Origin of the sequence: Amycolatopsis sp. NPDC052450 (assembly GCF_044547565.1) — a bacterium.
In the GTDB taxonomy this organism is placed as follows: Bacteria; Actinomycetota; Actinomycetes; order Mycobacteriales; family Pseudonocardiaceae; genus Amycolatopsis.
Map to the genome: position 1 here is coordinate 16,953 of NZ_JBIUAQ010000025.1, position 21,745 is coordinate 38,697.

The following is a 21,745-nucleotide window of genomic DNA, read 5'->3' on the forward strand; positions in this document are numbered from 1 at the left end:
CCTGATCAGAGGTCCCGCTCCTCGCGTTCGCGACGCGCCGCACGACCCGCGGCGCCGTCGCGCTCGGCGGCCTCCTCTTCGCTCTCGCCGTCCTGCATCCCGAGCGCCCACGCGCGCGAAGGGCGGCGGAACAGCAGCACGATGACGGCGACGCCGATCAGCCCGAGCGGCACTCCCCACAGCGGCTGCCCGGACGGACCCGCGCCGTACCAGCCGACCCCCACCAGGATCAGCGCGACGACCACACCGGGCGAGCGAGCCCACGTCTTCCCCATCGCCAGCCCGACCGCGCAGGCCAGCGTTCCGGCGGCGAGGACGAGGTAGTAGGCGACCTCGGCCAGCAGGTTCTCCGGTCCGGCCTGCCCGTTGACCAGGAGCAGGATCGCGAACACGATCAGGGCGAGCCCCGGCAGCGCGGTGACGGCCCCGGCGAGGCGGACTTCACGGGGCGCGGGCGAGAGCTTGTCTGCGATGGACACGGCGAAACAGCCTTCCAGGCTTCCGGTCACGGCACTCCACCAGGGCGGGTCACCGTACGTGAGCGCTTTCGATCGTATGCCACCCGGTCGGCCGGTTTCCCCGGACCGCCGTATGGGAAGAATTGGAGGCGTCGTCGATGAGCGGGCGGTCGGCCCGGGTGCACTTGTCACGACACGCTGTCATTCACCGGCAGTGAGGAGGGACGCCCGCCACAGGGTCACAAGGTGCTACCTCGAGGACGCACGGCCATTGAGCTTCGCGTCACCTGACGCTCCCCTCTTCGGGCCGAAGAGGCTTACCCTGCGGTATGTGCGTGCCATCCTCGTCGTGAATCCCCAGGCCACCTCGACCACCGCCGGTGGCCGTGACGTGCTGGCGCACGCACTGGCCAGCCAGGTCAAACTCGACGTGGTGGAGACCGACTACCGCGGCCACGCGATGGCCGTCGCCCGGTCCGCCGCCCGTGACGGGATCGACCTGGTGGTCGCCCACGGCGGCGACGGCACGGTCAACGAGGTGGTCAACGGGCTGCTCGCGGACGCCGACGGCGATCCGGCGAAGGTCGGCGACGTCCCCATGCTCGGTGTCGTGCCGGGCGGCTCGGCGAACGTCTTCGCCCGCGCGCTGGGGATCGCGCACGATCCCGTGGAAGCGACCCATCAGCTTCTCAACGCCATCGAGAACGACCGGAGCCGCAAAGTCGGCCTCGGGATCGCCGACGGCCATTGGTTCACCTTCAACGCCGGCCTCGGCTGGGACGCCGACGTCGTCGGCCGGGTGGCCAAGCGACGGGGCAAGCAGACCACCGCCGGGCTCTATCTGAGGGCCGCCGTGGTGTCGCATCTGCGGCCTCCGCTCGGCCGTCCGCCCCTCACGGTCCGGATCCCTGGTGAAGAGCCCACCGAAGTGCTGACCGCTTTCGTGTCGAACACCGATCCGTGGAGTTACCTGGGAGACCGTCCCGTCCACCTCAACCCGGGCAGCTCGTTCGACACCGGACTGGGCCTTTTCGCGTTGAACGGTCTGGGATTGCCCACCGTGTTCAAGCATGTACGGCAGGCATTGCTCACGAAGAGCGACCAACGCGGGCGACGTCTCCTTCGTCACGATGACCTGCCGATGATCCGCATAGACGCTGCTGAACCGGTAAACTTCCAGGTGGACGGCGACCTCGTCGGCCAGCGGAAGAGGGTGGAGTTCTTCAGCGTCCCGGGAGCACTGACGGTAATCGTCTGACGACCGGACCGCTGATCGCCTGCGGCAAAGTACGACCTGCCGCTCATCGACGCAGAACCTCCGCTCACCGCATCGGCCTTCCCTTCGGGAGGCTGTTTCGGAACGAAACCGCAGGTCAGAAGCGTCGCTCGGCCGGGTGAGCTGACTCACCGATCTTCAGAAAACCCTTGTCGAAACGGGTGCTTCGTGAAAGCATTCACAAGCACCCAAAAAAACGACCGCCATGACGACTATGGCGCGGAGTACCGCGCCGTTATGAAGGAGCTCAGAAACATGGACTGGCGCCATGACGCGGCCTGCCGAGACGAGGACCCCGAGCTGTTCTTCCCGGTGGGAACCAGCGGTCCTGCTCTGTCGCAGGTAACTCAGGCGAAATCCGTGTGCCACCGCTGCACCGTCGCTTCCGACTGCCTGGCCTGGGCTTTGGCCAGTGGGCAGGACGCAGGCGTCTGGGGCGGGATGAGCGAGGACGAGCGACGGGCCCTGAAGCGCCGTCGTACGCACATCGGCACGCGTACCTCTGCCTGAGTCTTTCGGACTCAGCACGCTTCATCGTATTACTCACAACTAAGCAAGACCCCAAGCTTCGGGAACTCCCGCGGCGCAATGGCTGTATGGCCGTGCGCCGTGAGGTGACACGTACCCGACTTGAGCTTAACAAGCGAGGCCGACACGCCCTCACGGGGGTATGGCTTCACCGGACTTTTCCCAAGTCCTCCCGCGGAACCGTTACAGGGCCGGCGCCAACTTTCTCTTCGGGCGCCGGCCCTAAAACGTGTCCGGGTAAGACTGTCCACAAGGGATGGTCAAACGCGACAGTCCACTCCGGACGCCGTAGCGACGGGGCTCACAGCCGTCGCGACAACGGGATCCGCAAGGCCGCTTCGGTTCCCGCACGGCGGCCGCCGGTCTCCTCGGATTCCCCGCGCAGTCCGCGGATCGACAGCGAGCCGCGCAGTTCCGACTCCACCAGGGTCCGCACGATCTGCAACCCGAGGCCGTCGCTGCGTTCCAGCGAGAAACCCGAGGGCAGTCCGCGCCCGTTGTCGCGGATGACGACGTCGAGCCAGCGGGCGGAGCGTTCCACCTCGAGTTCGACCTTGCCCGGGCGTCCGCCGGGGAACGCGTGCTCGATGGCGTTCTGGACCAGTTCGGCCAGCACCATCACCAGCGGCGTCGCGATCTCGGCGACGACGACGCCGAACGAGCCCTTGCGCGAAAGCCCGACCTGCGATTCGGCCGTCGCGACCTCGCCGACCATCGGGAGGACGTTGTCGAGCAGTTTGTCGAGATCGACCCGTTCGTCCACCGAGATGGACAACGCCTCGTGCACCATCGCGATCGAAGAGACCCGGCGCACGGACTCGCCGAGCGCGAGCCGCGCCTCCTCGCTGGACGTCCGGCGCGACTGGAGCCGCAGCAGCGCGGCGACGGTCTGGAGGTTGTTCTTCACCCGGTGGTGGATTTCACGGATGGTCGCGTCCTTCGAAAGGAGGGCGCGGTCACGGCGCTTCACCTCGGTGACGTCGCGCACCAGGACGAGCGCGCCCGCGGCCTGCCCGGCGGGGCGCAGCGGCAGCGCACGGAACAGCACGACGGCGCCGCGGCGGGAATCGGCCTCCGTGCGGCTGCTGGGCTTGCCGTCGAGCGCCTCGATGATCCGGTGTGAAACCTCGGTCGCGTCGAACGGGTCACGGATGAGCGAGCGGGTCAGTGGCGCGAGGCGCTGCCCGACGAGGTCGGATTCGTGCCCCATCCGGTGATAGGCCGACAACCCGTTCGGGCTGGCGAAGACCACGGTGCCGGTCGGATCGAGGCGGATGAGGCCGTCGCCGACCCGCGGGCTGGTGTGCGTGTCCGTCTGGTTCCCCGGGCTGGGGAAGGTGCCGTCGACGATCATCTGGCACAGGTCGCCCGCGCTCCCGAGGTAGGCGATTTCGAGCGGGCTCGGCACCCGCGAGGCCGCCAGGTTGGTCTCGCGGCTGAGAACTGCGATCACCGTGCCCGCGAACACCACCGGAATGGCCTCGCGGCGCATCGGCAGGTCGCGATACCAGTGTGGGTCCTCTTCGCGGCAGATCCGCACCTCACGGCTCGCCTTCGCCAGCTGCGGATGCTCGTCGACGGTGAACCGGGAGCCGACGACGTCCTCCGGATGGGCGGTCGGCGCCGTCGTCGGGCGCGCGTGCGCGACGCAGACGTAGTCGCCGCCGTCGGGCTGCAACTCCTCCGAGACGGCGACCCAAAGCAGGAAGTCGGCGAAGGACAGGTCGGCCAGCAGCTGCCATTCGGCGACCACGGTCTGGAGATGATCCGCGGCCTCGCCGGACATGCCGGTGTTCTCCGCGAGCAGATCGGAAAGGGTGGACACGTCCCCATCCAAGCAGGGTGAGGGCCGCATGACACACTGGAGAGGTTGACCCTGGCCCAGCGGTGTCGTATCACCCCGCGAGGGCCACTCGGACGAGGAGTGAAACATGTCGAAGCGCGCCCGCAAGCGTCGCGACCGTAAGAAGAACGGCGCGAACCACGGCAAGAAGCCCAACTCCTGATCATTCGATCAGACACACAAGGCCCCCGCACCGATCCGGTACGGGGGCCTTCGTGTGTCTCGGAGCAGGGTTATTCGAAGGTCTGCTCGATCTTGACCTCGGTGCGTTCGATGGTGATCGCGCCCTTGGTCTGCACGGTCTGGCGGATCGAGGCCCGCAGCCGGGACTTGAGGTCGTCCGGCGCGTGGTCGCCACCGCACTTACGGGCGAGCAGCTGCTTGATGTGCTCGTCGATGCCGTATTCCTCGAGGCACGGCGGGCAGTCCTCGATGTGCTTGCGCAGGGCGGCGTCGCGCTCGGCGCTGCACTCCTTGTCCAGCAGCAGGTAGATGTCGGCGAGAGCTTCCTCGCACCTGACCTTGTCGTCCGCGCCGGCGCAGTAGTCCTCGCTCATCGCCCCGCCACCTCCTGCTGTTTGCCCGCGCGGATGAAGCCCCGCTCGCGGGCGACATCGGCGAGCAGGTCACGGAGCTGGGCGCGGCCGCGGTGCAGCCGGGACATCACGGTGCCGATGGGCGTGTCCATGATCTCGGCGATCTCCTTGTACGCGAAACCTTCGACATCGGCGAGGTAGACCGCGAGGCGGAACTCCTCGGGCAGCTTCTGCAGCGCTTCCTTGACGTCGGCGTCGGGCAGGTTGTCCATCGCCTCGACCTCGGCCGAGCGCAGCCCGCTGGAGGTGTGACTCTCCGCCTTGGCGATCTGCCAGTCGGTGATCTCCTCGGTGGGCTGCTGCACCGGCTGGCGCTGACGCTTGCGATAGCCGTTGATGTAGGTGTTCGTGAGGATGCGGTACATCCACGCCTTGAGGTTCGTACCCGCCTTGAAGGACGCGAAGGCCGCGTACGCCTTCAGATACGTCTCCTGGACGAGGTCCTCGGCGTCGGCGGGATTCCGGGTCATCCGCATGGCGGCCGAGTACAGCTGGTCGAGCAGGGGCATCGCGTCCCGCTCGAAGCGCTCGGCCCGCGCGGCCGCCTCTTCGGCGTCCGTGCCCGTGTCCGGCGCGGGATTCTGCGTGCTCGGCAAACCGTTCCCTTCTCGATCGGCGTCGATGCGCTTGTGCGCATGAGACGACGACGAGTTTACGCGCGGACGGATCACCTGGCCGCCCGGCGTGCGCGGGATCAGGATTCGGGGAGCTTCGAGTGTGGTGGACACGTCCCTTCCAACAGTGCGGCCCAGCCGGGCATTCCCGGCGCGCTCGTAGACTCCGCCCATGGCAGGCAAGGGAACCCCGGCGACGGCGCTGCTGGCGAAGCAGAAAGTGACGCACGTGCTGCACGCCTACGACCACGACCCGCGGGCGGAGTCGTACGGCCTCGAAGCCGTCGAAGCGCTGGGGCTCGACCCCGCGCGCGTCTTCAAGACACTGGTCGCCGAGGTCGACGGGAAACTGACCGTCGGCGTGGTCCCGGTCACCGGTCAGCTGGATCTGAAGGCGCTGGCGGCCGCCGTGGGCGGAAAGAAGGCGAAGATGGCCGACCCCTCCGCCGCGCAGCGCGCGACGGGATACGTGCTCGGCGGGATCTCGCCGCTCGGGCACCGGAGCAGGCTGCCGGTGGTGATCGACGCCTCGGCGGAGAAGTTCGAGACCGTGCACTGCTCGGCCGGACGCCGCGGCCTGGAGGTCGAACTCGCGCCCGGCGACCTGGTGCGGCTCACCGGTGCCGTCGTCGCCCCGATCGCCGGCTGACCCGCAACTAGTCACCTACTTGCGATGGTCGCTCACGCGCCTGCCGCAAGTAGGTGACTAATTGCGGGGGGTCGGTTCACTCTCGCGAGGGAGGCGGGTCGGTCCGCAGCGGGAAGATCACGCGGTCGCGCTCGGGAATCGTCATCGGCAAGCGAACGACGATTCCTGGGAGCGACGAAATGACCGAGACCGTGCCCGGCGTACCGAGATGGGCGCACCTCGCCGCCCACGCCACGCTACTGGTGACGTTGCCGTCCGGGCTGTGGCGGATCGCGATGGGGCTCGGCCTCCCGGTCGGGTTCACCACGCAGGGGCTGGCGGAGTTCGGCATCCCCGGCTGGGGCACGGCCTACGTCTTCGGCCTGAGCTTCCTCTCCGAAGCCCTCGCGTTCCTCACCCTCGGTCTCGTCCGGCCGTGGGGTGAGGTGTGGCCGCGCTGGATACCGGGGCTGCGCGGCCGTCCGATCCCGCCGCTCGCCGCGATCGTCCCGGCGGCCGCGGGCGCGATCGCACTGACCGCGATCGGTGTCCAGGGCCTGCTCGGCTGGGCGGAGGCCGGTTCTTCGTTGGCGCAAGGGGGCTGGGAGAACTCGCCGGTCTACGGCGCCGTCATGGCCGCCTGTTACGCGCCGCTCCTGCTCTGGGGACCGCTACTGGCCGCGGTCACCGTGCACTACGCCCGGCGACGGCTCTCAGGCAAGCGGCCGCAGCACGCGCTCCAGCCACTCGGCGGCCGCGCGTGACACGCCTTCCAGGTCCGCGCTGAGGTTGTGGTCGCCCTTGAGGACCACGATCTCGTGATGCGGGCCCGCCTTGGGCAGGCCGAACGGGTCACGCTCGCCCTGCACCACGAGCGTCGGGACCTCGACGGCGTCCAACTCGCCCTGCCGGGACTTCTCCGGCTTCCCCGGCGGATGCTCGGGGAAGGCCAGGCACAGCACCGCCACCGCCTGTCCCGCCGCGGCGGTCCGGCAGGCGACGCGGGCCCCGGAGGACCGGCCGCCGAAGACGATCGGGAGATCGTCGAAGTGCGCGGAGATCTCGTCGGCCACGGTGAGCCAGGCGGTGTCGAGCTGGGTGGCGGGTGCGGGAGCGCGGCGGCCCGCCACCCGGTACGGCTGTTCGACGAGCGCGACATGGACACCGGCCGCCTGTGCCGCCCGGGTGACCGCGACCAGGTCCTTCGCGCCGATCCCGCCGCCGGCGCCGTGCCCGAGCATCAGCACCGCGATGCCTTCCTCGGCACAGTGCAGCTCGGCCCGCGCGGGGCCGTAGGTGGTGTCGATCTCCAGTTTCGTCATGACTTCGGCACGTCGAAGAGCGCGCTCTCGGCGGCGGGTTCGACGCGGTCCAGCAGCTGCGGGCCGTTGTTGCGGACGTTGTTGACCAGGCTGGACACCGGCCGCAGCTCGATCGTGTCGACCAGGTTCCCGGCGGGCGGGACGAGCAGGTCGGTGACGTCGGTCCGGTCGGGGTCGAGCCAGGTGTCCCACTTCTCGCGCGGCATCAGCAGCGGCATGCGGTGGTGGATGTCGGTGAGCCTGCCGACCGAGTCCGTGGTGATCACGGAGAAGGTGATCAGCGGATCGGCTTCCTTGTCGTCCTTCGGCCGCCAGGTCTCCCAGATACCGGCGAAGGCGAGCGAACCGTCGTCCGGTCCGGTCATGAAGAAGGGCTGCTTCTCCTTGCCGTCACGCCGCCACTCGTACCAGCCGTCGGCGGGGACGAGGCAACGCCGCGCGGAGACCGCCTTCTTGAACGACGGCTTCTCCTTGGCCGTCTCGGCACGCGTGTTGATCATCTTCGAGCCGACTCCGGGGTCCTTCGCCCAGAACGGGACCAGTCCCCAGCGCATCATCCGCAGCGACCGGACGGCGGGCTCGTCCTCGAGCACCGCGCCGTCGGCGTCCCGCGGATGCCGCTGCACCACGGTGGGGACGTCCTTGGTCGGCGCCACGTTGTGATCGGTCCGGATCCGGCCCTCGGTCAGATCCACCGCGGCGAACTCGTCGATCAGCGCCGCGGGATCCTTGGTGGCGGCATAGCGCCCGCACATGCGAAAACCTCCCTGATCGACCGTCATCGTTACACGCCGGCCGGACGATGGCGAGCAGCATGGGATCATTGTTCCGCGGTGTTCGAAGAGCAGGAGGCGGTTTGGCTGGCAAGGACTGGCGCAGGCTGGACGAAACCGACGTGCGGATCCGTCCCGGCAAGGGCACCAGGCCGCGCAGCAAACGCCGTCCCGAGCACGCCGACGCCTCCACGGCGATGGTCATCGGCAAGGACCGCGGGCGCTGGACCTGCGCGATCGACTCGGATCCGGAGCGCGTCGTCACCGCGATGCGGGCCCGCGAGATGGGCCGGGTCTCGGTCGTCGTCGGCGACACCGTCGGCATCGTCGGTGACGTGAGCGGCAAGCCGGACACGCTCGCCCGAATCATCCGGGTGGACGAACGTTCCAGTGTGCTGCGCCGGACGGCGGACGACACAGATCCCTTCGAACGGGTGGTCGTCGCCAACGCCGAGCAGTTGCTGATCGTCACCGCGCTGGCCGATCCCCCGCCGCGCACCGGGTTCATCGACCGTTGCCTCGTCGCCTGCTACGCGGGCGGCCTCGAACCTGTCCTGTGCCTCACGAAGGCCGACCTCGCGAGCCCGGACGAACTCCTCGCCGGCTACGCGGGTCTCGACATCCCGGCCGTGGTCACCCGGCACGACGAGCATCCGGAGGAACTGACCGGGCGGCTCAAGGACCGGGTCACCGCGCTGGTCGGGCATTCGGGCGTCGGGAAGTCCACTTTGGTCAACCGGCTGGTGCCGGACGCCGGTCTGGCGACCGGCGTGGTCAGCGCGGTCGGCAAGGGCAGGCACACGTCCGTCGCGGCGGTCGCGCTCCCCCTTCCCGGCGGCGGCTGGGTGGTCGACACGCCGGGCATCCGCTCCTTCGGGCTCGCGCACGTGACCGCCGACGACATCGTGCTCGCCTTCGAGGAGTTCGCCGAGGCCGCCGAGGAGTGCCCCTCCGGCTGCGGCCACCTCGGGCCGCCTTCGGATCCCGACTGCGCGCTCGACGACGTGGTCACCGACGGTCACGCCAGCCCCGAGCGACTGGGCTCATTGCGCCGACTTTTGGGCTCCCGAGCTGGGCATGACGACGATCGGTAACTAAATCCGGCCTGGCGCGATAACCCATTCGGATTAGATCAACTTTTTCTGAGGGGTCCACTTGAAGCGCGTAATCACGCTCGCCGCCATCACCACGGCCGCCGTCCTGGCGCTGTCCGCCTGCGGTGGCGAGAAGCAGCCCGGCGCGGCTGCCCCCGCTCCTTCCGAAGCGAAGAGCATGCTTTCGTCACCGCTGGGCGACGCGGTCCAGCTGGCCGCTCTCACCAAGGAGAGCACGACGAAGGCCAAGTCGTCGAAGGTCTCCATGGAGGCTTCCTCCGGCGGCCAGACCATGACCGTGACCGGTCAGGGCCTGTACGACGGCGAGAACAGCAAGTTCTCGATGTCGATGGACAGCGACGGCAAGAAGATGGACATCCTGTTCGTCGACAAGGCGCTGTACTTCAAGCTCGACGCCGCCGACAAGGCGGAGATGAAGACCGACAAGGAGTACGTGAAGGTCTCGGCCGACGGCCAGGACCCGATGTCGCAGCTGCTCGGCAAGATGATGTCGAAGGCCGTCAAGGACAGCGACCCGTCCCGCACCCTGGAGCAGGTCGCGAAGGCCGGGAAGATCACGAAGTCGGACCAGGTCCAGCTGAACGGTGAGCTGACCAACCACTACCTCATCGACATCGAGGTCGAGAAGGCGATCGCGCTCGTCGTCGGCGAGGCCGGTGTGCCGCTCCCGCCCGAGGCGCAGAAGCAGATCGACGCGAAGCTCAAGGGCAAGAACGTCACCATCCCCACCGAGCTGTGGCTCAACGCCGACAACCTGCCGCTGCAGGTCACCATGGACCAGACCGCGTTCATGAAGGCGCTGGGCGCTCCCGGTGAGGGCTCGGCGAAGGCCACGATCAAGTACACCGACTGGGGTACGCCGATCACCGTCACCGCCCCGCCCGCCGACCAGGTCGGCGACCTGGCGGAGATCATGAAGAAGGCCGGCGGCCGGTAACCGGTCAGCTGCTCGCACGTGAAGGCCCCCTTCCCTCGGTTCAGCCGAGGGAAGGGGGCCTTCACGCGTACCCCGACATTCGGACGGTGGAAATTCACGCGACAGGCACTACGGTGGTGGTACAGACCATTCACCCGAGGGAGTCCTATGCGTGCCACCGGATTCGCCGTCGTCTGTACCGCTCTCCTGCTGCTGGGCGGCTGTTCCGGTGGAGAGGAACCGGCGGCGCCACCGGCGCGGGACGCGGCGCAGCTGGCTTCGGCCGCCGCCGCGGGCACCCAGAAGGCCCGTTCGTCCAAGGTCGCGCTCGAGACCACCGCGGAGGACGGCCGCAAGGTCGTCGTCACCAGTTCCGGGCTCTACGAGGGCCCGAACAGCAAATTCTCCATGGTCGCCGAGATCGCCGGTGAGAAACGGGACCTGATCTTCGCCGACGGTGTCCTCTACTACCACCTGTCGGACGCCCAGCTCCAGGAGAACAAGACCGGCAAGGAATGGGTCAAGATCACCGCCGACGGCAAGGACGCGCTCTCCGCGGCCAACGGCGCGGTGATGACGAAGGTCGTCGAGACGATGGATCCGACCCGCACGATCGACCGGATCGCGAAATCGGGCAAGGTCACCAAGTCCGGACCCGCCGACGTGAACGGCACGGCCGCCACGCACTACGTCCTCGATCTCGGCGGCGCCCCCGCCGAGGTGTGGCTGGACGCCGAGCAGCGTCCGGTGCAGGTCAGCGTCGACAAGGCCACGGTGAAGTACGAGAGCTGGGCTTCGGACGTGGTGATCATCGCGCCGCCGCCCGAGGCGGTCGGCGACAGCCGCTGAGCCGTTCCCCCGATCGGGGCGCGGTCCGCCGCTGTGTTTCGCTGGGGTGCCCGCACTGTGAAAGCAGGTCCTCATGCGAAGAACGGCTCTGTCGACCGTCGTGCTCGTACTCGGCACGCTGCTCGGCGCGTGCGACAGCCAGACCGTCTCGTTCGCCGACGCCCGCGCGCTCGCCGACGGGGCCATGTCCGCCATGGACGGCAAGGCGGCGAAGTTCGCCACGGACGTCACGGCGGGCACGATGCGGTCGAAGAGCCAGGGGCAGGCGCGGGTCGCGGGGACGGGCACCGCACTGGCCATGACCACGGACTTCCTCGGCGAGGCGCTCGAACTCCGGCTGGTCGGCAAGACCGTCTTCGCCAAGGTTCCCGAGGCCGCCCGTGAGGACGTTCCCGGCGGAAAGTCCTGGGTCAAGGTGTCCCCCGACGGCGCGGACCCGTTCTCGCAGGTCGCCGGCGGCAGCATCGACCAGCTGGCCAAGCAGAACGATCCGGCCCGCGCGCTCGACCAGGTCCGGCGGGCGGGCACGCTCACCGAATCGGGACACGTCGAACTCGACGGCGTGTCCGCCGAGCGCTACCGGCTCGACGTCGACATGGCCGCGCTGGGCGGCGACCTGCCCGCCGGGTTGTCGGCGGAGGCCGTCGGCGAGCTGCACGGCAAGCTCGGGAAGATCCCCATGGAGGTCTGGCTCGACGACGCGCACCAGCCGCTGCAGATCGTGCTCGACCTCGCCCCCGTCCTCGCCGCTTCCGGCGTCCCGGACAGCGCGATGGCCCGGATCGTCGCCCGCTACCGCGAATGGGGCACACAGGCCGACATCCAGGCGCCGCCGCCGGAGGAGATCGGGGAGATCCCCGCGGGCTGACCCTGTCACGTTCCCCGGACCCGTCTCGTCCCCCTGGTGAAGTCGACAGGAGGAATGAACATGCGCGTGATGGTGATCGGGGCGACCGGGGTGCTGGGACGTCCGCTGGTGCGTCGGCTGCTGGCCGAAGGCCACGAGGTGAGCGGGCTGGCCCGCGGTGTGGACCGCGTCGCGGCGGTGCGGGAGACCGGGGCGAAACCGGTGCAGGGTTCGCTGTTCGACGTCGATTCGCTGGCAGGCGCGCTGAACGGGCACGACGCGGTGGTGAACGTCGCGACGCGGATCCCGGACGCGCGCCACGCGATGACGTTGTCCGGGTGGGCCGAGAACGACCGGGTGCGGATCAACGGCAGCCGGACCCTCGCCGACGCCGCCCGACGGGTCGACGAGCTGGGAATCGTGGTGCAGGAAGGGATTTCGTTCGTCTACGCCGACGGCGGCGACGAAGAGCTGGACGAGGACGCGCCTCTCGCGCTGCGCGGCAACATCGCGTCTTCGACGGTGGCGCACGCGAACATCGCGGAACTGGCGGACGAGGGCCGCACCGCGATCCGGCTGCGGATCGGGCTACTGGTCGGAGACGACGCGATGACCACGACGATGCTGGCGGCCGCGCGCCGCGGCTCGCCGCTGATCTTCGGCCGCCGGACCGACTGGACCGCGCCGATCCACCCGGACGACGCGGCGGCCGGGGCGATCGCGGCGCTGCGGGCACCGAGCGGCGTCTACAACCTGGCCGCGGATCCGGTGCGGAAGCAGCAACTCGGCGAGGCGATGGCCGTCGCGGCCGGTGTCCGGCGGCCGCACGCGGTGCCGAAGTGGCTGGCGAACCGGCTGGGCCTGATGTCGGTGCTGGCGCGTTCGCAGCGGGTCGTCTCGGCCCGGCTCACCGAAGCGACCGGCTGGCGGCCCGAACGCCCCGTGCCCGGCCCGTCCTGGTTCTGACGCGTTTCGTCCTCTGAATGCGGTAGTTGCCCGTGCAAGGACCGCGTTCAGAGGACGAAACGCAGACGGGCTACAGGAGTTCCAGCAGGAACGGGAGCTCTTGGGGCGCGTACCAGGCGAGTTCGTGGTCTTCGGCGTCGCCGAGGGTGAACTCCGCGTCGGGGTCGCCGAGGTCGGCCTGGTCGATCACCGCGGCGGCGGCCCGCACCGACTCCGCGGCCTCCGCGGCGTCGACGTGGATCGCGGCGATGTCGGCGATCTTCACCGGCCCGGACAGGCGGACGACGGCGGCGTCGAGGTCCGGGCGCAGCGTGACCTCCTCGACGTCGGCCGAGATCACCACCCGCCGCGGCTCGGGCTTCTCCTCGGCCTCGATCAGCCGGAGCGACGCCCTGGCGGCGTCGAGCAGCGCGGCGTACTCGAGTTCTTCGTCGGATCCGCTGGCGTAGGACTCCCGCAGCGCCGGGGTCAGCGCGAATCCCGTGCCGCTGCGTGCCCGGAACTCTCCCGAGGTTTCGAGCTCACGGAGCATCGCGATCGTCGCCGGTAGATAGACCCTCACCAGTGCGCACCCTTCAGCTCTTCCAACGATTCCTCGATCATCCCGGCGAGCAGGTCCACATCGGACACGGCCTTGCGGTCGCCGTTCAGTCCGAAGTAGACACCCCCGTGATACGAGGTGACCCCGATCGCCAGCGCCTGATTGCGCACCAGCGGCATGACCGGGAACATCTCCACCATCTTCGCCTGTCCCGCGTAGAGCGGCACCTGCGGGCCCGGCGAGTTCGTGATCAGCACATTGAAGATGCGCCCCGACATCGACCCGGCCGTCCGCGCGCCCAGCGAATGCAGCGTCGCCGGCGCGAAGCCGCCGACCGTCAGCAGCCCGCGCGCGGCGACCGAACGGCCGGAGTCGAGGTGGTCCGCCATCGCGTGGCCGATGTGCTGCAACCGCAGGACCGCGTTCGGCTCGCCGACCGGGAGATCCACCAGATAGGCGTCGACCTGGTTCCCGACCAGGGCCGGCGTCGAGTATTCGGCCGTCTCGGCGTCGCGGACGGCCATCGGCACCAGCGCGCGCACGGTGGTCGTCGCGGTCAGGTTCGAACCGCGCGAGAGCAGCCATTCCCGCAGCGCGCCGGTGATCGCGGCGAGCACCACGTCGTTGACCGTGCCTCCGTGGTCCGCGCGGACCTTGCGGAAATCCTCCAGCCGCGTGCGGACCACGGCGAACATGCGGCCGCCGGAGGTGCGGACGTTGAGCGGCCCGGACGGCGCCGGATGCACCATCGTCTTCAGCGCCGACGCGACGTCACCGACCGTTTCGGTGACCTTGCCCGCCATCGCGGTGGCGTCGTGGGCGATGGACCGGACGTTCTCCACCAGCTCCGTCGGCCGCTGCACGGTCTCGGCGACCGCGTCGAGGATCAGCTGGGTCCGGCTCGGTTCCCGGCGCGGATGCCAGTTGTCGTCGAACGGTTCCGGCTCCTGCGGGGTGGCGTCGAGGATCAGCTGGCCGAGCTCGATGGTCCCGAGCCCGTCCACGACCGACTGATGCGTTTTGGTCACCAGCGCGACGCGATCCCCCGCGAGCCCCTCGACGAAGTACGCCTCCCAAAGCGGCCTTCCCGGGTCGAGGCGCCTCGACATCAGCCGCGCCACGAGATCGAACAGCTGGCCGTCGGAACCCGGCTGCGGCAGCGCGGACCGGCGGACGTGGTAGTTCAGGTCGAAGTCGACGTCGTCGACCCACACCGGCCGCGCGAGATGCCCCGGCACCTCCAGCACCCGCTGCCGGTAGCGCGGCAGGAACGCCAGCCGCTGCCCGATGAGGTCGAGCAGCTGCTCGTGGGTGAAGCCGTCGCGCGGTCGCTCGAAGACCGCCACACCGCCGACGTGCATGGGGGTCGAGTGGTCTTCCACGTACAGGAACGAGGCGTCGAGCGCGGAGAGGCGGTCGGGCATGGGCCGATCCTTACATAGTGGGACACTCGCCGGTGTGGGTGATGAGTCGGTGATCTCGCCGAAGGACCGGTTCCTGACGGTGTACGGGCGCAAACCGGTGCTCGAGGCGTTGGACGACGCGGCGCTCGAGGTGGACAAGGTGATTCTCGCCGACACCGTGCGCGGGCCGAACGCCGCCGAGATCGAGCGTGCCGCCAAGGCCGCCGGGGTGCCGGTGCAGCGGGCGAGCGCGCACCGCGTCAAGGTGCTGGCCGGCAACGGCAAACAGGACCAAGGGGTGCTGGCCGACGTCGTCGCCCCGCGAATGCGGTCGCTGCACGCGGCCCTTTCCGACGGCAGGCCGCCGTCGCGGGTGCTGCTGCTCGACGGCATCACCACCCCGGCGAACGTCGGGATGATCCTGCGCACGGCGACCGCCGCCGGGCTGGAAGGGGTCGTGGTGCCGCGGCGCGGGGTCGCCGCCCTCGACCCGATGGTGGTCAAGGCTTCGGCCGGGGTCGCGTTCCGCGCGCCGGTGCTGCGATGCGGCAGCGCGCGCGAAGCGGCCGAAATGCTCACCGAAGCCGGGTACGGCATCTACGCGCTGGGCGCTTCGGCGCGCAGTTCGGTGTTCGACGTCGAGCTGCCGCAGCGCGCGGCCTTCGTCCTGGGCGGGGAGACGAACGGGGTCGGCGCCGAGGTCGGCGAACTGGTGACCGAATGGGTGTCGATCCCGATGCCCGGCGAGGTCGAGTCGCTCAACGTCTCGGCCGCCGCCGCGGTGCTGTCCTTCGAGCTGGTGCGCCGGTCTACGGCTTCGGGAACAAAGCGCTGAGCTCGCTCAGCGTCTCCTCGACCGACGTGTGGTGCACTCCCGCCATCCCGGCCGACACCGCGGCGCGGACGTTGTGCGCCGCGTCGTCGACGAACACGCACCGGTCGGCCGGCAGGTCGAGCAACCCCGCCGTGAGCAGGTAGACCTCGCGTTCGGGTTTGGCCACACCGACCTCGCCGGAGAAGACGAGCGCGTCGAAGAACGGGGCGAGCGACCGCTTGGCCTCGTCCGACGCGCCGGGGGCGTTCGACAGCAAGGCCGTTTTGATACCGCGCCCCCTGGCCGCCCGCAGATAGGCGTACAGCTCGTCCGCGCCGTCGTCCGTGAGCACTCCGACGTAGTCGATGACCAGCCCTTTCAGCACCGGCCCACCGTACACAAGCGATCACCGCACGGTTCATCCTCTCGGGCGGTCCCTGTCGCCGGTCGGCCCGCCGCCGGTCCCTTACTTGCTGGGCGTGGCCGAGGGGGCCGCGGAGGGGGACTGTCTGATGGGTTCGTACGTACTGAGACGGCTTGAGCCATTCGAACCGCCGTACCGGCTCGCCGGCAGGCCGGGCAGGGCGGTGCACCGGGTGGCGCCGCCGGACAACCAGCTCGTACTCGATCTGCCGCTGTCCGGCGAAAAGATCGTGGAGGTACCGGAGCCACGGCCCGGCACCCCGGACAGGCGGCAGATCGGCAGGCTGCTGACCACCATCCTCGAAGCCTGCGACGGACGCCGTCCGGCGGTCCAGGTGCGGCCGATCCTCGACCCCGCGCTTCACAGCGCGCTGCTCGACCGGGGCCGGCGCCGTCCACCGGGCGGCTACCGGCCGAAATCGATCCACCTGTGCCATCCCGCGGACGGCGTCATCGAGGCCTGCGCGACCGTCGAGCAGAACGACCGCTGTCTCGCCTTGGCGGCCCGCTTCGAGCGGACGCCGTCGGGCTGGGTGTGCACCCGCTTCCACCTGCTGAAGCCGCCGCGCCGGGTCTCCGCGCTCGCGGCCTGATGCGCGTCAAGGCCCCCTTCCCTCGGTCGAGCCGAGGGAAGGGGGCCTTGACGCGCTTGGATGCTTTAGCGGCGCGGGCCCTTCTTGCCCTTCTTCTGGGAGGCGCGCTGCGCGGCACGACGCTCCCGGCGGGTTCCGCTCTGGTCACCGGCGTCGCTCGCGCCACCGTCCGAATGCGACTCGACGCCGCCGTCCTCGGACGGGCCCGACATGGTCAGCCCGGACTGCGAACCGCCACCGAGTCCCTTGCCCCGCAAGGCGGACGGCACGGATTCGGTGTCGGTCGCCGGACCCTGCGGCGGCGTCGGACGGGCGTGCCGTCCGTCGCCGTTGGCGGCCTGGCCGTTCCCGGAGCCGACACCGGCGGGCAGCGCGGACGCGGACTCCGGCGACGGCGTGGCGGGTTCGGCCTGCTCGACCTGGAGATTGAACAGGAAGCCGACGGCCTCCTCCTTCAGCGACTCCAGCATCGCGCGGAACATGTCGTAGCCCTCGCGCTGGTACTCGATGACCGGGTCGCGCTGGGCAAGGGCCCGCATGCCGATGCCCTCCTTGAGATAGTCCATCTCGTAGAGGTGCTCACGCCACTTGCGGTCGAGCACGGTGAGCATCACCTGGCGTTCCAGGCTGCGCATCGCGCCTTCGCCGACCTTGGCGTCGATCTCGGCCTCACGCTCGTCGTACGCGCGGTGGGCGTCTTCGAGCAGCGCCTGACGCAGACCGTCGGCGTCGAGGTCGTCGTCCTCGGTGAGCTCTTCCCAGGTGACCTTGACCGGGTACAGCGTCTTCAGCGCCGTCCACAGCTTCTCGTGGTCCCAGTCCTCGGCGTAACCCGAAGAGGTCTCTTCGGTGACGTACGCGTTGATGACGTCGACCAGCATGTGCTCGATCTGCTCGCGAAGATCCTCGCCCTCGAGGACGCGCAGCCGCTCGGCGTAGATCACCTTGCGCTGCTCGTTCATGACCTCGTCGTACTTGAGGACGTTCTTGCGGATCTCCATGTTCTGCTGCTCGACCTGCGTCTGCGCGCTCTTGATCGCCTTGGAGACCATCTTGTGCTCGATCGGCACGTCGTCCGGCAGCCGCATGGTGGTCATGACCCGCTCGACCATCGTCGCGTTGAAGCGGCGCATGAGCTCGTCGCCCAGCGACAGGTAGAACCGGGACTCGCCCGGGTCGCCCTGACGGCCGGAACGACCGCGGAGCTGGTTGTCGATGCGGCGGGACTCGTGCCGCTCGGTGCCGAGCACGTACAGGCCGCCTGCCTCGCGGACCTCCTCGGCCTCGGCCTTGGTCTCCGCCTGGATCTCTTCGAGCACCTTCGGCCAGGCGGCCTCGTACTCCTCGGAGTGCTCCACCGGGTCGAGACCGCGGGCGCGCAGCACCTCGTCGGCGATGATGTCCGGGTTGCCGCCGAGCACGATGTCGGTACCGCGGCCCGCCATGTTGGTGGCGACGGTGACCGCGCCCTTGCGCCCCGCGCGGGCGACGATCAGCGCCTCCCGGTCGTGGTGCTTGGCGTTGAGGACCTCGTGCGGGACACCCAGCTTGAGCAGCAGCTTCGACAGGTGCTCGGACTTCTCGACACTCGTGGTGCCGACCAGCACCGGCTGGCCCTTCTCGTGCCGCTCGGCGATGTCCTCGGCGACGGCCTCGAACTTGGCCTGCTCGGTCTTGTAGATCAGGTCGGCCTGGTCTGCGCGGACCATCGGCTTGTTGGTCGGGATCGGCACCACACCCAGCTTGTAGGTCTGGTGGAACTCGGCCGCCTCGGTCTCGGCGGTACCGGTCATGCCCGACAGCTTGTCGTAGAGCCGGAAGTAGTTCTGCAGCGTGATCGTGGCGAGCGTCTGGTTCTCGGCCTTGATCTCGACGCCTTCCTTGGCCTCGATCGCCTGGTGCATGCCCTCGTTGTAGCGGCGGCCGTGCAGGATGCGGCCGGTGAACTCGTCGACGATGAGGACTTCGCCGTCACGGACGATGTAGTCCTTGTCGCGCTTGTAGAGCTCCTTGACCTTCAGCGCGTTGTTCAGGTAGCCGACGAGCGGCGTGTTCGCGGCCTCGTAGAGGTTGTCGATGCCGAGCTGGTCCTCGACGAACGCGACACCCTTCTCGGTGACACCGACGGTGCGCTTGCGGATGTCCACCTCGTAGTGGATGTCCGGCTTCATCAGCGGGGTCATGCGGGCGAACTCGACGTACCAGCGCGACGACTGGTCGGCCGGGCCGGAGATGATCAGCGGCGTCCTGGCCTCGTCGATGAGGATGGAGTCCACCTCGTCGACGATCGCGAAGTTGTGGCCGCGCTGCACGCAGTCTTCGAGGCTCCACGCCATGTTGTCGCGGAGGTAGTCGAAGCCGAACTCGTTGTTCGTACCGTGCGTGATGTCGGCGGCGTACTGCTGGCGGCGGACCTCGGGCGTCTGGTCGGCCAGGATGATGCCGACATCGAGGCCGAGGAAGCGGTGGATACGGCCCATCCACTCGGCGTCACGTTTGGCGAGGTAGTCGTTCACCGTGATGACGTGCACGCCTTTGCCGGACAGCCCGTTCAGGTACGCGGGAAGCACCTGGGTCAGGGTCTTGCCCTCACCGGTCTTCATCTCGGAGACCTGGCCGAGGTGCAGCGCGGCGCCGCCCATCAGCTGGACGTCGTAGGGCCGCTGGCCGAGCACGCGCCAGGCCGCCTCCCTCGCCACCGCGAAGGCCTCCGGCAGGAGGTCGTCGAGGGACTCGCCGTCCGCGTGCCGTTTACGGAACTCGTCGGTCTTGGCCCGCAACGCGGTGTCCGAAAGTTCCTTGACGTCGTCTTCGAGGGTGTTGATGTGATCGGCGATGTGTCGCAGCCGCTTCACCATTTTGCCCTCGCCCGCGCGGAGCAGGCGGTTCAGCACCATCCGGTCGACCTCACTAGCTGATTGTGATCGCACCCGAGCCGGTCCCGGGCAATCTCGTACGCGGTGGTGCCGGGTAACGCACCACCGTCCGACCCCATCGTAGGGAACACCTCGGTGTTCGCGCACGCACCGTCGGTCGGTACCTGACCGGGCGGGGGCGTATCCCGCCTGATCCGGACACGACGGCGGCCCGCACGGGACACGTGCGGGCCGCCGTCATGGACGTAGGGGCCGGCTAACTCAGCCGGATGACGCCGTAGTCGAAGCCTCGCCTCCGGTAGACGACGCTCGGGCACCCGGCGTCGGAGTCGTTGAACAGATAGAAGTCGTGACCGACCAGTTCCATCTCATAGAGAGCCTGGTCGACCGTCATGGGCTCCGCGTCGTGTTTCTTCTCGCGGACGACGCGACCGGGCTGGTGTTCGGTCACCCCGTCATCCCAGCGCTGCTGGGGCATCTCGAACTCTTCACCGCTCTCGACAGCGAAACCGTTGGCCAGGGGTTCGGCCTCGGGCGCTTCGAGTACAGCGGTTCCCGCCAGATGCCGGGTGTCGGTGGTCATACCACCGGCGGCCGCCATCGAGGTCGCCTCGGCGACGGATTCCGGGCGGCTGCGGCCGTAGTGCACGCGCCGGCGGTCGTGTGTCTTCCGCAACCTGTTCTCAAGCTTGTTCAGTGCGGAATCCAGCGCTGCGTAGAAGTCGCCGGCACACGCTTCGGCGCGTACGGCGGGGCCTCGGCCCTTCCCGGTGATTTCGACGCGCTGGCAGTTCTTCGACTGCCGGCGATTGGGCTCGTGGAAGAGCTCCACGTCGTAACGGATGACCTTCTTGTCGTAGCGCTCTAGCCGGGCCAGCTTTTCGCTGACAAGTGCCCGATAGTGGTCGGGCACCTCCACGTTGCGGCCCTTAACGACGATGTCCATACACGACCTCCCTCGCTGAAATGACTGCGAGCTGTAGATGTGTTCACTAGGGCGCCGGTAATGCGGGGACGAAGCCCGGATCGCGGGCGATGAGGGAACTCGGCATACGGTCACGACGTCTCGTGTCGGATGTCCGAGCGCGGACTCAGCGCGGCTCCGGCGCCAGGGACATGGGCTGGTCACCTCCCTGCCTGCCGGGATTGCTGATAGCGCTGCACGTTAGCTCTAACACGCCGCGAGCAACAGCCCCCGAGCCGGGGGATATCAGGACGTGAGACCTCGTCACCGCATGCGACGGCGAGGGTGCGGCCAGCGGGACAATCCGGCCTGTCGGGCGTCGTCCCCGTGATTTGTTTTCACGCGGACGGCGCAAGCCTTCGGACAGGAAAAAGCCGAGGGTGACGCTCCCGGGGGAAACCGCCGCCACCCCGGTGGAGTGGCGGGCCGTTGGAGTGTTCCCCGGAAGGTCCCTCATATCCCGTCAACGCCCATGTACCCATTCGCGTTCCCGATCATTCATCACTCTTGTAGGTGACGTCCCGATCACCCGGTGGCGGCCAGTGCGACCACCGCGGAAACATGAATTCCGTTTACCCCCAAAAGGCGCGCACAAGCGGCGACGGTCGCTCCGGTTGTGATCACGTCGTCAAGAAGTACGACCTCCTTCGGACAGTCCCCACGGAGGAGGCGAATGCGGCCGTCGAGGTTCGCCGCCCGCTCGGCACGGGTGAGCCCGACGGCGTCGCGGACCCCGGCCCCGAGCCTGAGGACCGGTGCCACTGTCACTGATTTCCCTTTGCTCGCATGCACTTTCGCGCATTCTTCGGCGACACGCTGGACGTGCGGTCCACCTCGGACTCGCGAGGCGTGCCGTCTCGACGGGACAGGAACGAGACAAGGGCCTCGTGGCTCGCCTGGCAGCTGCTCCAGGACGTCGGCGACCGCCCGCCCGAGAGACGGCGCGAGGTCGCGGCGGCCGCGTTCCTTGTAGGCGAGGATCAGGCGGCGGGCTTCGTCGGCGTACCGGGCCAGTGCGTAGACGGGCACGAGACCGGCCGTCGGGCCTCGGGTGATCTCGCTGAGCGAACCCCAGACGGCCTGACAGGTCGCGCAACAGGGCGCGCCCGGCACTCCGCAGGACGCGCAGCGGGCGGGAATGAGGAGATCGAGGATTTTGGACATGAGGTGAGTGTCGGCCGGGGCTCCGACAGTTCCTGGGCCCGTTATGTCGTGACAGGTCCTGTTTGGACGCTTTCCGGCCTGAAGGGGCCAGTCATGACAGCAGTTCCGGAGAAGGCCGCGCGTGTTGTGGAGTCCACCTTCGCCGCTTCTGACGCCTTCGCGCTACGCGCCTTCGCACCTTCGCACCTCCTGGCCGTCCTAGCCCACCCTGGGGTGCGGTCCGTGAAGGACTCCTT

At 68.9% G+C, this 21,745-nt stretch carries 24 protein-coding genes; 12 read left to right on the forward strand and 12 right to left on the reverse strand.

Going from position 1 to position 21,745, the window contains the following annotated elements; genetic code table 11:
- Positions 1–5: 5 nt before the first annotated feature.
- Positions 6–509, reverse strand: coding sequence for a hypothetical protein (locus tag ACIHAO_RS31425; protein WP_396563945.1), 504 nt, complete (start codon positions 507–509; stop codon positions 6–8).
- 280 nt (positions 510–789) lie between these two features.
- Here ACIHAO_RS31425 and ACIHAO_RS31430 point away from each other — a divergent pair, with 280 nt between their 5' ends.
- The gene (locus tag ACIHAO_RS31430; protein ID WP_396563947.1) at positions 790–1,716 is read left to right on the forward strand and encodes a diacylglycerol/lipid kinase family protein; all 927 of its coding nucleotides are present in this window, start codon (positions 790–792) and stop codon (positions 1,714–1,716) included.
- A 273-nt stretch (positions 1,717–1,989) separates the two neighbouring features.
- Positions 1,990–2,244 carry a WhiB family transcriptional regulator gene (locus tag ACIHAO_RS31435; RefSeq protein ID WP_026466945.1) on the forward strand — a complete coding sequence of 85 codons (255 nt, stop codon included), beginning with the start codon at positions 1,990–1,992 and terminating at the stop codon, positions 2,242–2,244.
- Between the two features lie 319 nt (positions 2,245–2,563).
- Here ACIHAO_RS31435 and ACIHAO_RS31440 read toward each other — a convergent pair whose 3' ends face one another.
- On the reverse strand, positions 2,564–4,087 hold the full coding sequence (locus tag ACIHAO_RS31440) for a sensor histidine kinase (protein WP_396563949.1): 1,524 nt from the start codon (positions 4,085–4,087) through the stop codon (positions 2,564–2,566).
- Between the two features lie 106 nt (positions 4,088–4,193).
- Here ACIHAO_RS31440 and ACIHAO_RS31445 point away from each other — a divergent pair, with 106 nt between their 5' ends.
- Positions 4,194–4,268, forward strand: coding sequence for a 50S ribosomal protein bL37 (locus tag ACIHAO_RS31445; protein ID WP_369299112.1), 75 nt, complete (start codon positions 4,194–4,196; stop codon positions 4,266–4,268).
- Between the two features lie 70 nt (positions 4,269–4,338).
- Here ACIHAO_RS31445 and rsrA read toward each other — a convergent pair whose 3' ends face one another.
- Both rsrA and ACIHAO_RS31455 read right to left on the reverse strand, forming a co-directional pair.
- Positions 4,339–4,662: a mycothiol system anti-sigma-R factor gene (rsrA, locus tag ACIHAO_RS31450; RefSeq protein ID WP_034305173.1), complete on the reverse strand. Its 324-nt coding sequence runs from the start codon at positions 4,660–4,662 to the stop codon at positions 4,339–4,341.
- A complete protein-coding gene (locus ACIHAO_RS31455; protein WP_026466946.1) occupies positions 4,659–5,297 on the reverse strand; it encodes a sigma-70 family RNA polymerase sigma factor in 639 nt (212 codons plus the stop codon). Before ACIHAO_RS31455 ends, rsrA begins: the two co-directional genes overlap by 4 nt.
- A gap of 190 nt (positions 5,298–5,487) precedes the next feature.
- On the opposite strand from ACIHAO_RS31455, the gene ybaK reads away from it, so the two are divergent.
- The gene (gene ybaK, locus ACIHAO_RS31460; RefSeq protein ID WP_396563952.1) at positions 5,488–5,964 is read left to right on the forward strand and encodes a Cys-tRNA(Pro) deacylase; all 477 of its coding nucleotides are present in this window, start codon (positions 5,488–5,490) and stop codon (positions 5,962–5,964) included.
- Between the two features lie 179 nt (positions 5,965–6,143).
- Complete coding sequence (locus ACIHAO_RS31465; RefSeq protein ID WP_396563954.1) at positions 6,144–6,707, forward strand: hypothetical protein; 564 nt, start codon at positions 6,144–6,146, stop codon at positions 6,705–6,707.
- On the opposite strand, the gene ACIHAO_RS31470 is transcribed toward ACIHAO_RS31465, so the two are convergent.
- Together ACIHAO_RS31470 and ACIHAO_RS31475 are read right to left on the reverse strand one after the other, a co-directional pair.
- A complete protein-coding gene (locus ACIHAO_RS31470; RefSeq protein WP_396563956.1) occupies positions 6,657–7,265 on the reverse strand; it encodes an alpha/beta family hydrolase in 609 nt (202 codons plus the stop codon). The two genes, ACIHAO_RS31465 and ACIHAO_RS31470, sit on opposite strands and share 51 nt — an antisense overlap.
- On the reverse strand, positions 7,262–8,020 hold the full coding sequence (locus ACIHAO_RS31475) for an SOS response-associated peptidase (protein WP_396563958.1): 759 nt from the start codon (positions 8,018–8,020) through the stop codon (positions 7,262–7,264). The genes ACIHAO_RS31470 and ACIHAO_RS31475 overlap by 4 nt, the downstream gene beginning before the upstream one ends.
- A gap of 101 nt (positions 8,021–8,121) precedes the next feature.
- On the opposite strand from ACIHAO_RS31475, the gene rsgA reads away from it, so the two are divergent.
- The 5 genes from rsgA (at position 8,122) to ACIHAO_RS31500 (ending at position 12,731) form a co-directional block, all read left to right on the forward strand.
- On the forward strand, positions 8,122–9,132 hold the full coding sequence (gene rsgA, locus ACIHAO_RS31480) for a ribosome small subunit-dependent GTPase A (RefSeq protein WP_125788387.1): 1,011 nt from the start codon (positions 8,122–8,124) through the stop codon (positions 9,130–9,132).
- Between the two features lie 61 nt (positions 9,133–9,193).
- Positions 9,194–10,090: a hypothetical protein gene (locus tag ACIHAO_RS31485; RefSeq protein WP_396563961.1), complete on the forward strand. Its 897-nt coding sequence runs from the start codon at positions 9,194–9,196 to the stop codon at positions 10,088–10,090.
- Positions 10,091–10,237: 147 nt separating this feature from the next.
- The gene (locus tag ACIHAO_RS31490) at positions 10,238–10,918 is read left to right on the forward strand and encodes a hypothetical protein (RefSeq protein ID WP_396563963.1); all 681 of its coding nucleotides are present in this window, start codon (positions 10,238–10,240) and stop codon (positions 10,916–10,918) included.
- 73 nt (positions 10,919–10,991) lie between these two features.
- Positions 10,992–11,786 (forward strand): hypothetical protein, encoded by a 795-nt coding sequence (locus ACIHAO_RS31495; protein ID WP_396563965.1) that lies wholly within the window; start codon positions 10,992–10,994, stop codon positions 11,784–11,786.
- 60 nt (positions 11,787–11,846) lie between these two features.
- Entirely contained in the window at positions 11,847–12,731 is an 885-nt protein-coding gene (locus tag ACIHAO_RS31500) for an NAD-dependent epimerase/dehydratase family protein (protein ID WP_396563967.1), read from the forward strand.
- Positions 12,732–12,801: 70 nt separating this feature from the next.
- On the opposite strand, the gene ACIHAO_RS31505 is transcribed toward ACIHAO_RS31500, so the two are convergent.
- Together ACIHAO_RS31505 and ACIHAO_RS31510 are read right to left on the reverse strand one after the other, a co-directional pair.
- The gene (locus ACIHAO_RS31505; RefSeq protein ID WP_396563969.1) at positions 12,802–13,293 is read right to left on the reverse strand and encodes a DUF6912 family protein; all 492 of its coding nucleotides are present in this window, start codon (positions 13,291–13,293) and stop codon (positions 12,802–12,804) included.
- Complete coding sequence (locus ACIHAO_RS31510; protein ID WP_396563971.1) at positions 13,290–14,696, reverse strand: wax ester/triacylglycerol synthase family O-acyltransferase; 1,407 nt, start codon at positions 14,694–14,696, stop codon at positions 13,290–13,292. The genes ACIHAO_RS31505 and ACIHAO_RS31510 overlap by 4 nt, the downstream gene beginning before the upstream one ends.
- Before the next feature lie 34 nt (positions 14,697–14,730).
- Between ACIHAO_RS31510 and ACIHAO_RS31515 the strand changes: the two genes are divergently transcribed.
- A complete protein-coding gene (locus tag ACIHAO_RS31515; RefSeq protein ID WP_396563973.1) occupies positions 14,731–15,510 on the forward strand; it encodes a TrmH family RNA methyltransferase in 780 nt (259 codons plus the stop codon).
- Here ACIHAO_RS31515 and ACIHAO_RS31520 read toward each other — a convergent pair.
- Positions 15,485–15,889, reverse strand: a complete 405-nt coding sequence (locus ACIHAO_RS31520; protein ID WP_396563975.1) for an HAD-IA family hydrolase — start codon at positions 15,887–15,889, stop codon at positions 15,485–15,487. The genes ACIHAO_RS31515 and ACIHAO_RS31520 overlap by 26 nt on opposite strands.
- 112 nt (positions 15,890–16,001) lie before the next feature.
- Here ACIHAO_RS31520 and ACIHAO_RS31525 point away from each other — a divergent pair, with 112 nt between their 5' ends.
- The gene (locus tag ACIHAO_RS31525; protein WP_396563977.1) at positions 16,002–16,505 is read left to right on the forward strand and encodes an Rv3235 family protein; all 504 of its coding nucleotides are present in this window, start codon (positions 16,002–16,004) and stop codon (positions 16,503–16,505) included.
- A 65-nt stretch (positions 16,506–16,570) separates the two neighbouring features.
- Here the strand turns inward: ACIHAO_RS31525 and secA are convergent, their stop codons facing one another.
- The 3 genes from secA to ACIHAO_RS31540 form a co-directional block, all read right to left on the reverse strand.
- Positions 16,571–19,402, reverse strand: a complete 2,832-nt coding sequence (secA, locus tag ACIHAO_RS31530) for a preprotein translocase subunit SecA (RefSeq protein ID WP_396563979.1) — start codon at positions 19,400–19,402, stop codon at positions 16,571–16,573.
- Positions 19,403–19,637: 235 nt separating this feature from the next.
- Positions 19,638–20,327, reverse strand: coding sequence for a ribosome hibernation-promoting factor, HPF/YfiA family (hpf, locus tag ACIHAO_RS31535; RefSeq protein WP_005150753.1), 690 nt, complete (start codon positions 20,325–20,327; stop codon positions 19,638–19,640).
- 543 nt (positions 20,328–20,870) lie between these two features.
- The gene (locus tag ACIHAO_RS31540; protein ID WP_396563982.1) at positions 20,871–21,509 is read right to left on the reverse strand and encodes a ComF family protein; all 639 of its coding nucleotides are present in this window, start codon (positions 21,507–21,509) and stop codon (positions 20,871–20,873) included.
- Between the last annotated feature and the right edge of the window lie 236 nt (positions 21,510–21,745).

Bases quoted from the DNA above. Each gene is read 5' to 3' on its own strand.
- ACIHAO_RS31435 (WP_026466945.1), top strand. From the start codon at position 1,990: ATGGACTGGCGCCATGACGCGGCCTGCCGAGACGAGGACCCCGAGCTG.
- rsrA (WP_034305173.1), bottom strand. From the start codon at position 4,662: ATGAGCGAGGACTACTGCGCCGGCGCGGACGACAAGGTCAGGTGCGAG.
- ybaK (WP_396563952.1), top strand. From the start codon at position 5,488: ATGGCAGGCAAGGGAACCCCGGCGACGGCGCTGCTGGCGAAGCAGAAA.
- ACIHAO_RS31465 (WP_396563954.1), top strand. From the start codon at position 6,144: ATGACCGAGACCGTGCCCGGCGTACCGAGATGGGCGCACCTCGCCGCC.
- ACIHAO_RS31470 (WP_396563956.1), bottom strand. From the start codon at position 7,265: ATGACGAAACTGGAGATCGACACCACCTACGGCCCCGCGCGGGCCGAG.
- ACIHAO_RS31475 (WP_396563958.1), bottom strand. From the start codon at position 8,020: ATGTGCGGGCGCTATGCCGCCACCAAGGATCCCGCGGCGCTGATCGAC.
- ACIHAO_RS31490 (WP_396563963.1), top strand. From the start codon at position 10,238: ATGCGTGCCACCGGATTCGCCGTCGTCTGTACCGCTCTCCTGCTGCTG.
- ACIHAO_RS31495 (WP_396563965.1), top strand. From the start codon at position 10,992: ATGCGAAGAACGGCTCTGTCGACCGTCGTGCTCGTACTCGGCACGCTG.
- ACIHAO_RS31500 (WP_396563967.1), top strand. From the start codon at position 11,847: ATGCGCGTGATGGTGATCGGGGCGACCGGGGTGCTGGGACGTCCGCTG.
- ACIHAO_RS31510 (WP_396563971.1), bottom strand. From the start codon at position 14,696: ATGCCCGACCGCCTCTCCGCGCTCGACGCCTCGTTCCTGTACGTGGAA.
- ACIHAO_RS31525 (WP_396563977.1), top strand. From the start codon at position 16,002: ATGGGTTCGTACGTACTGAGACGGCTTGAGCCATTCGAACCGCCGTAC.
- secA (WP_396563979.1), bottom strand. From the start codon at position 19,402: ATGGTGCTGAACCGCCTGCTCCGCGCGGGCGAGGGCAAAATGGTGAAG.
- hpf (WP_005150753.1), bottom strand. From the start codon at position 20,327: ATGGACATCGTCGTTAAGGGCCGCAACGTGGAGGTGCCCGACCACTAT.
- ACIHAO_RS31540 (WP_396563982.1), bottom strand. From the start codon at position 21,509: ATGTCCAAAATCCTCGATCTCCTCATTCCCGCCCGCTGCGCGTCCTGC.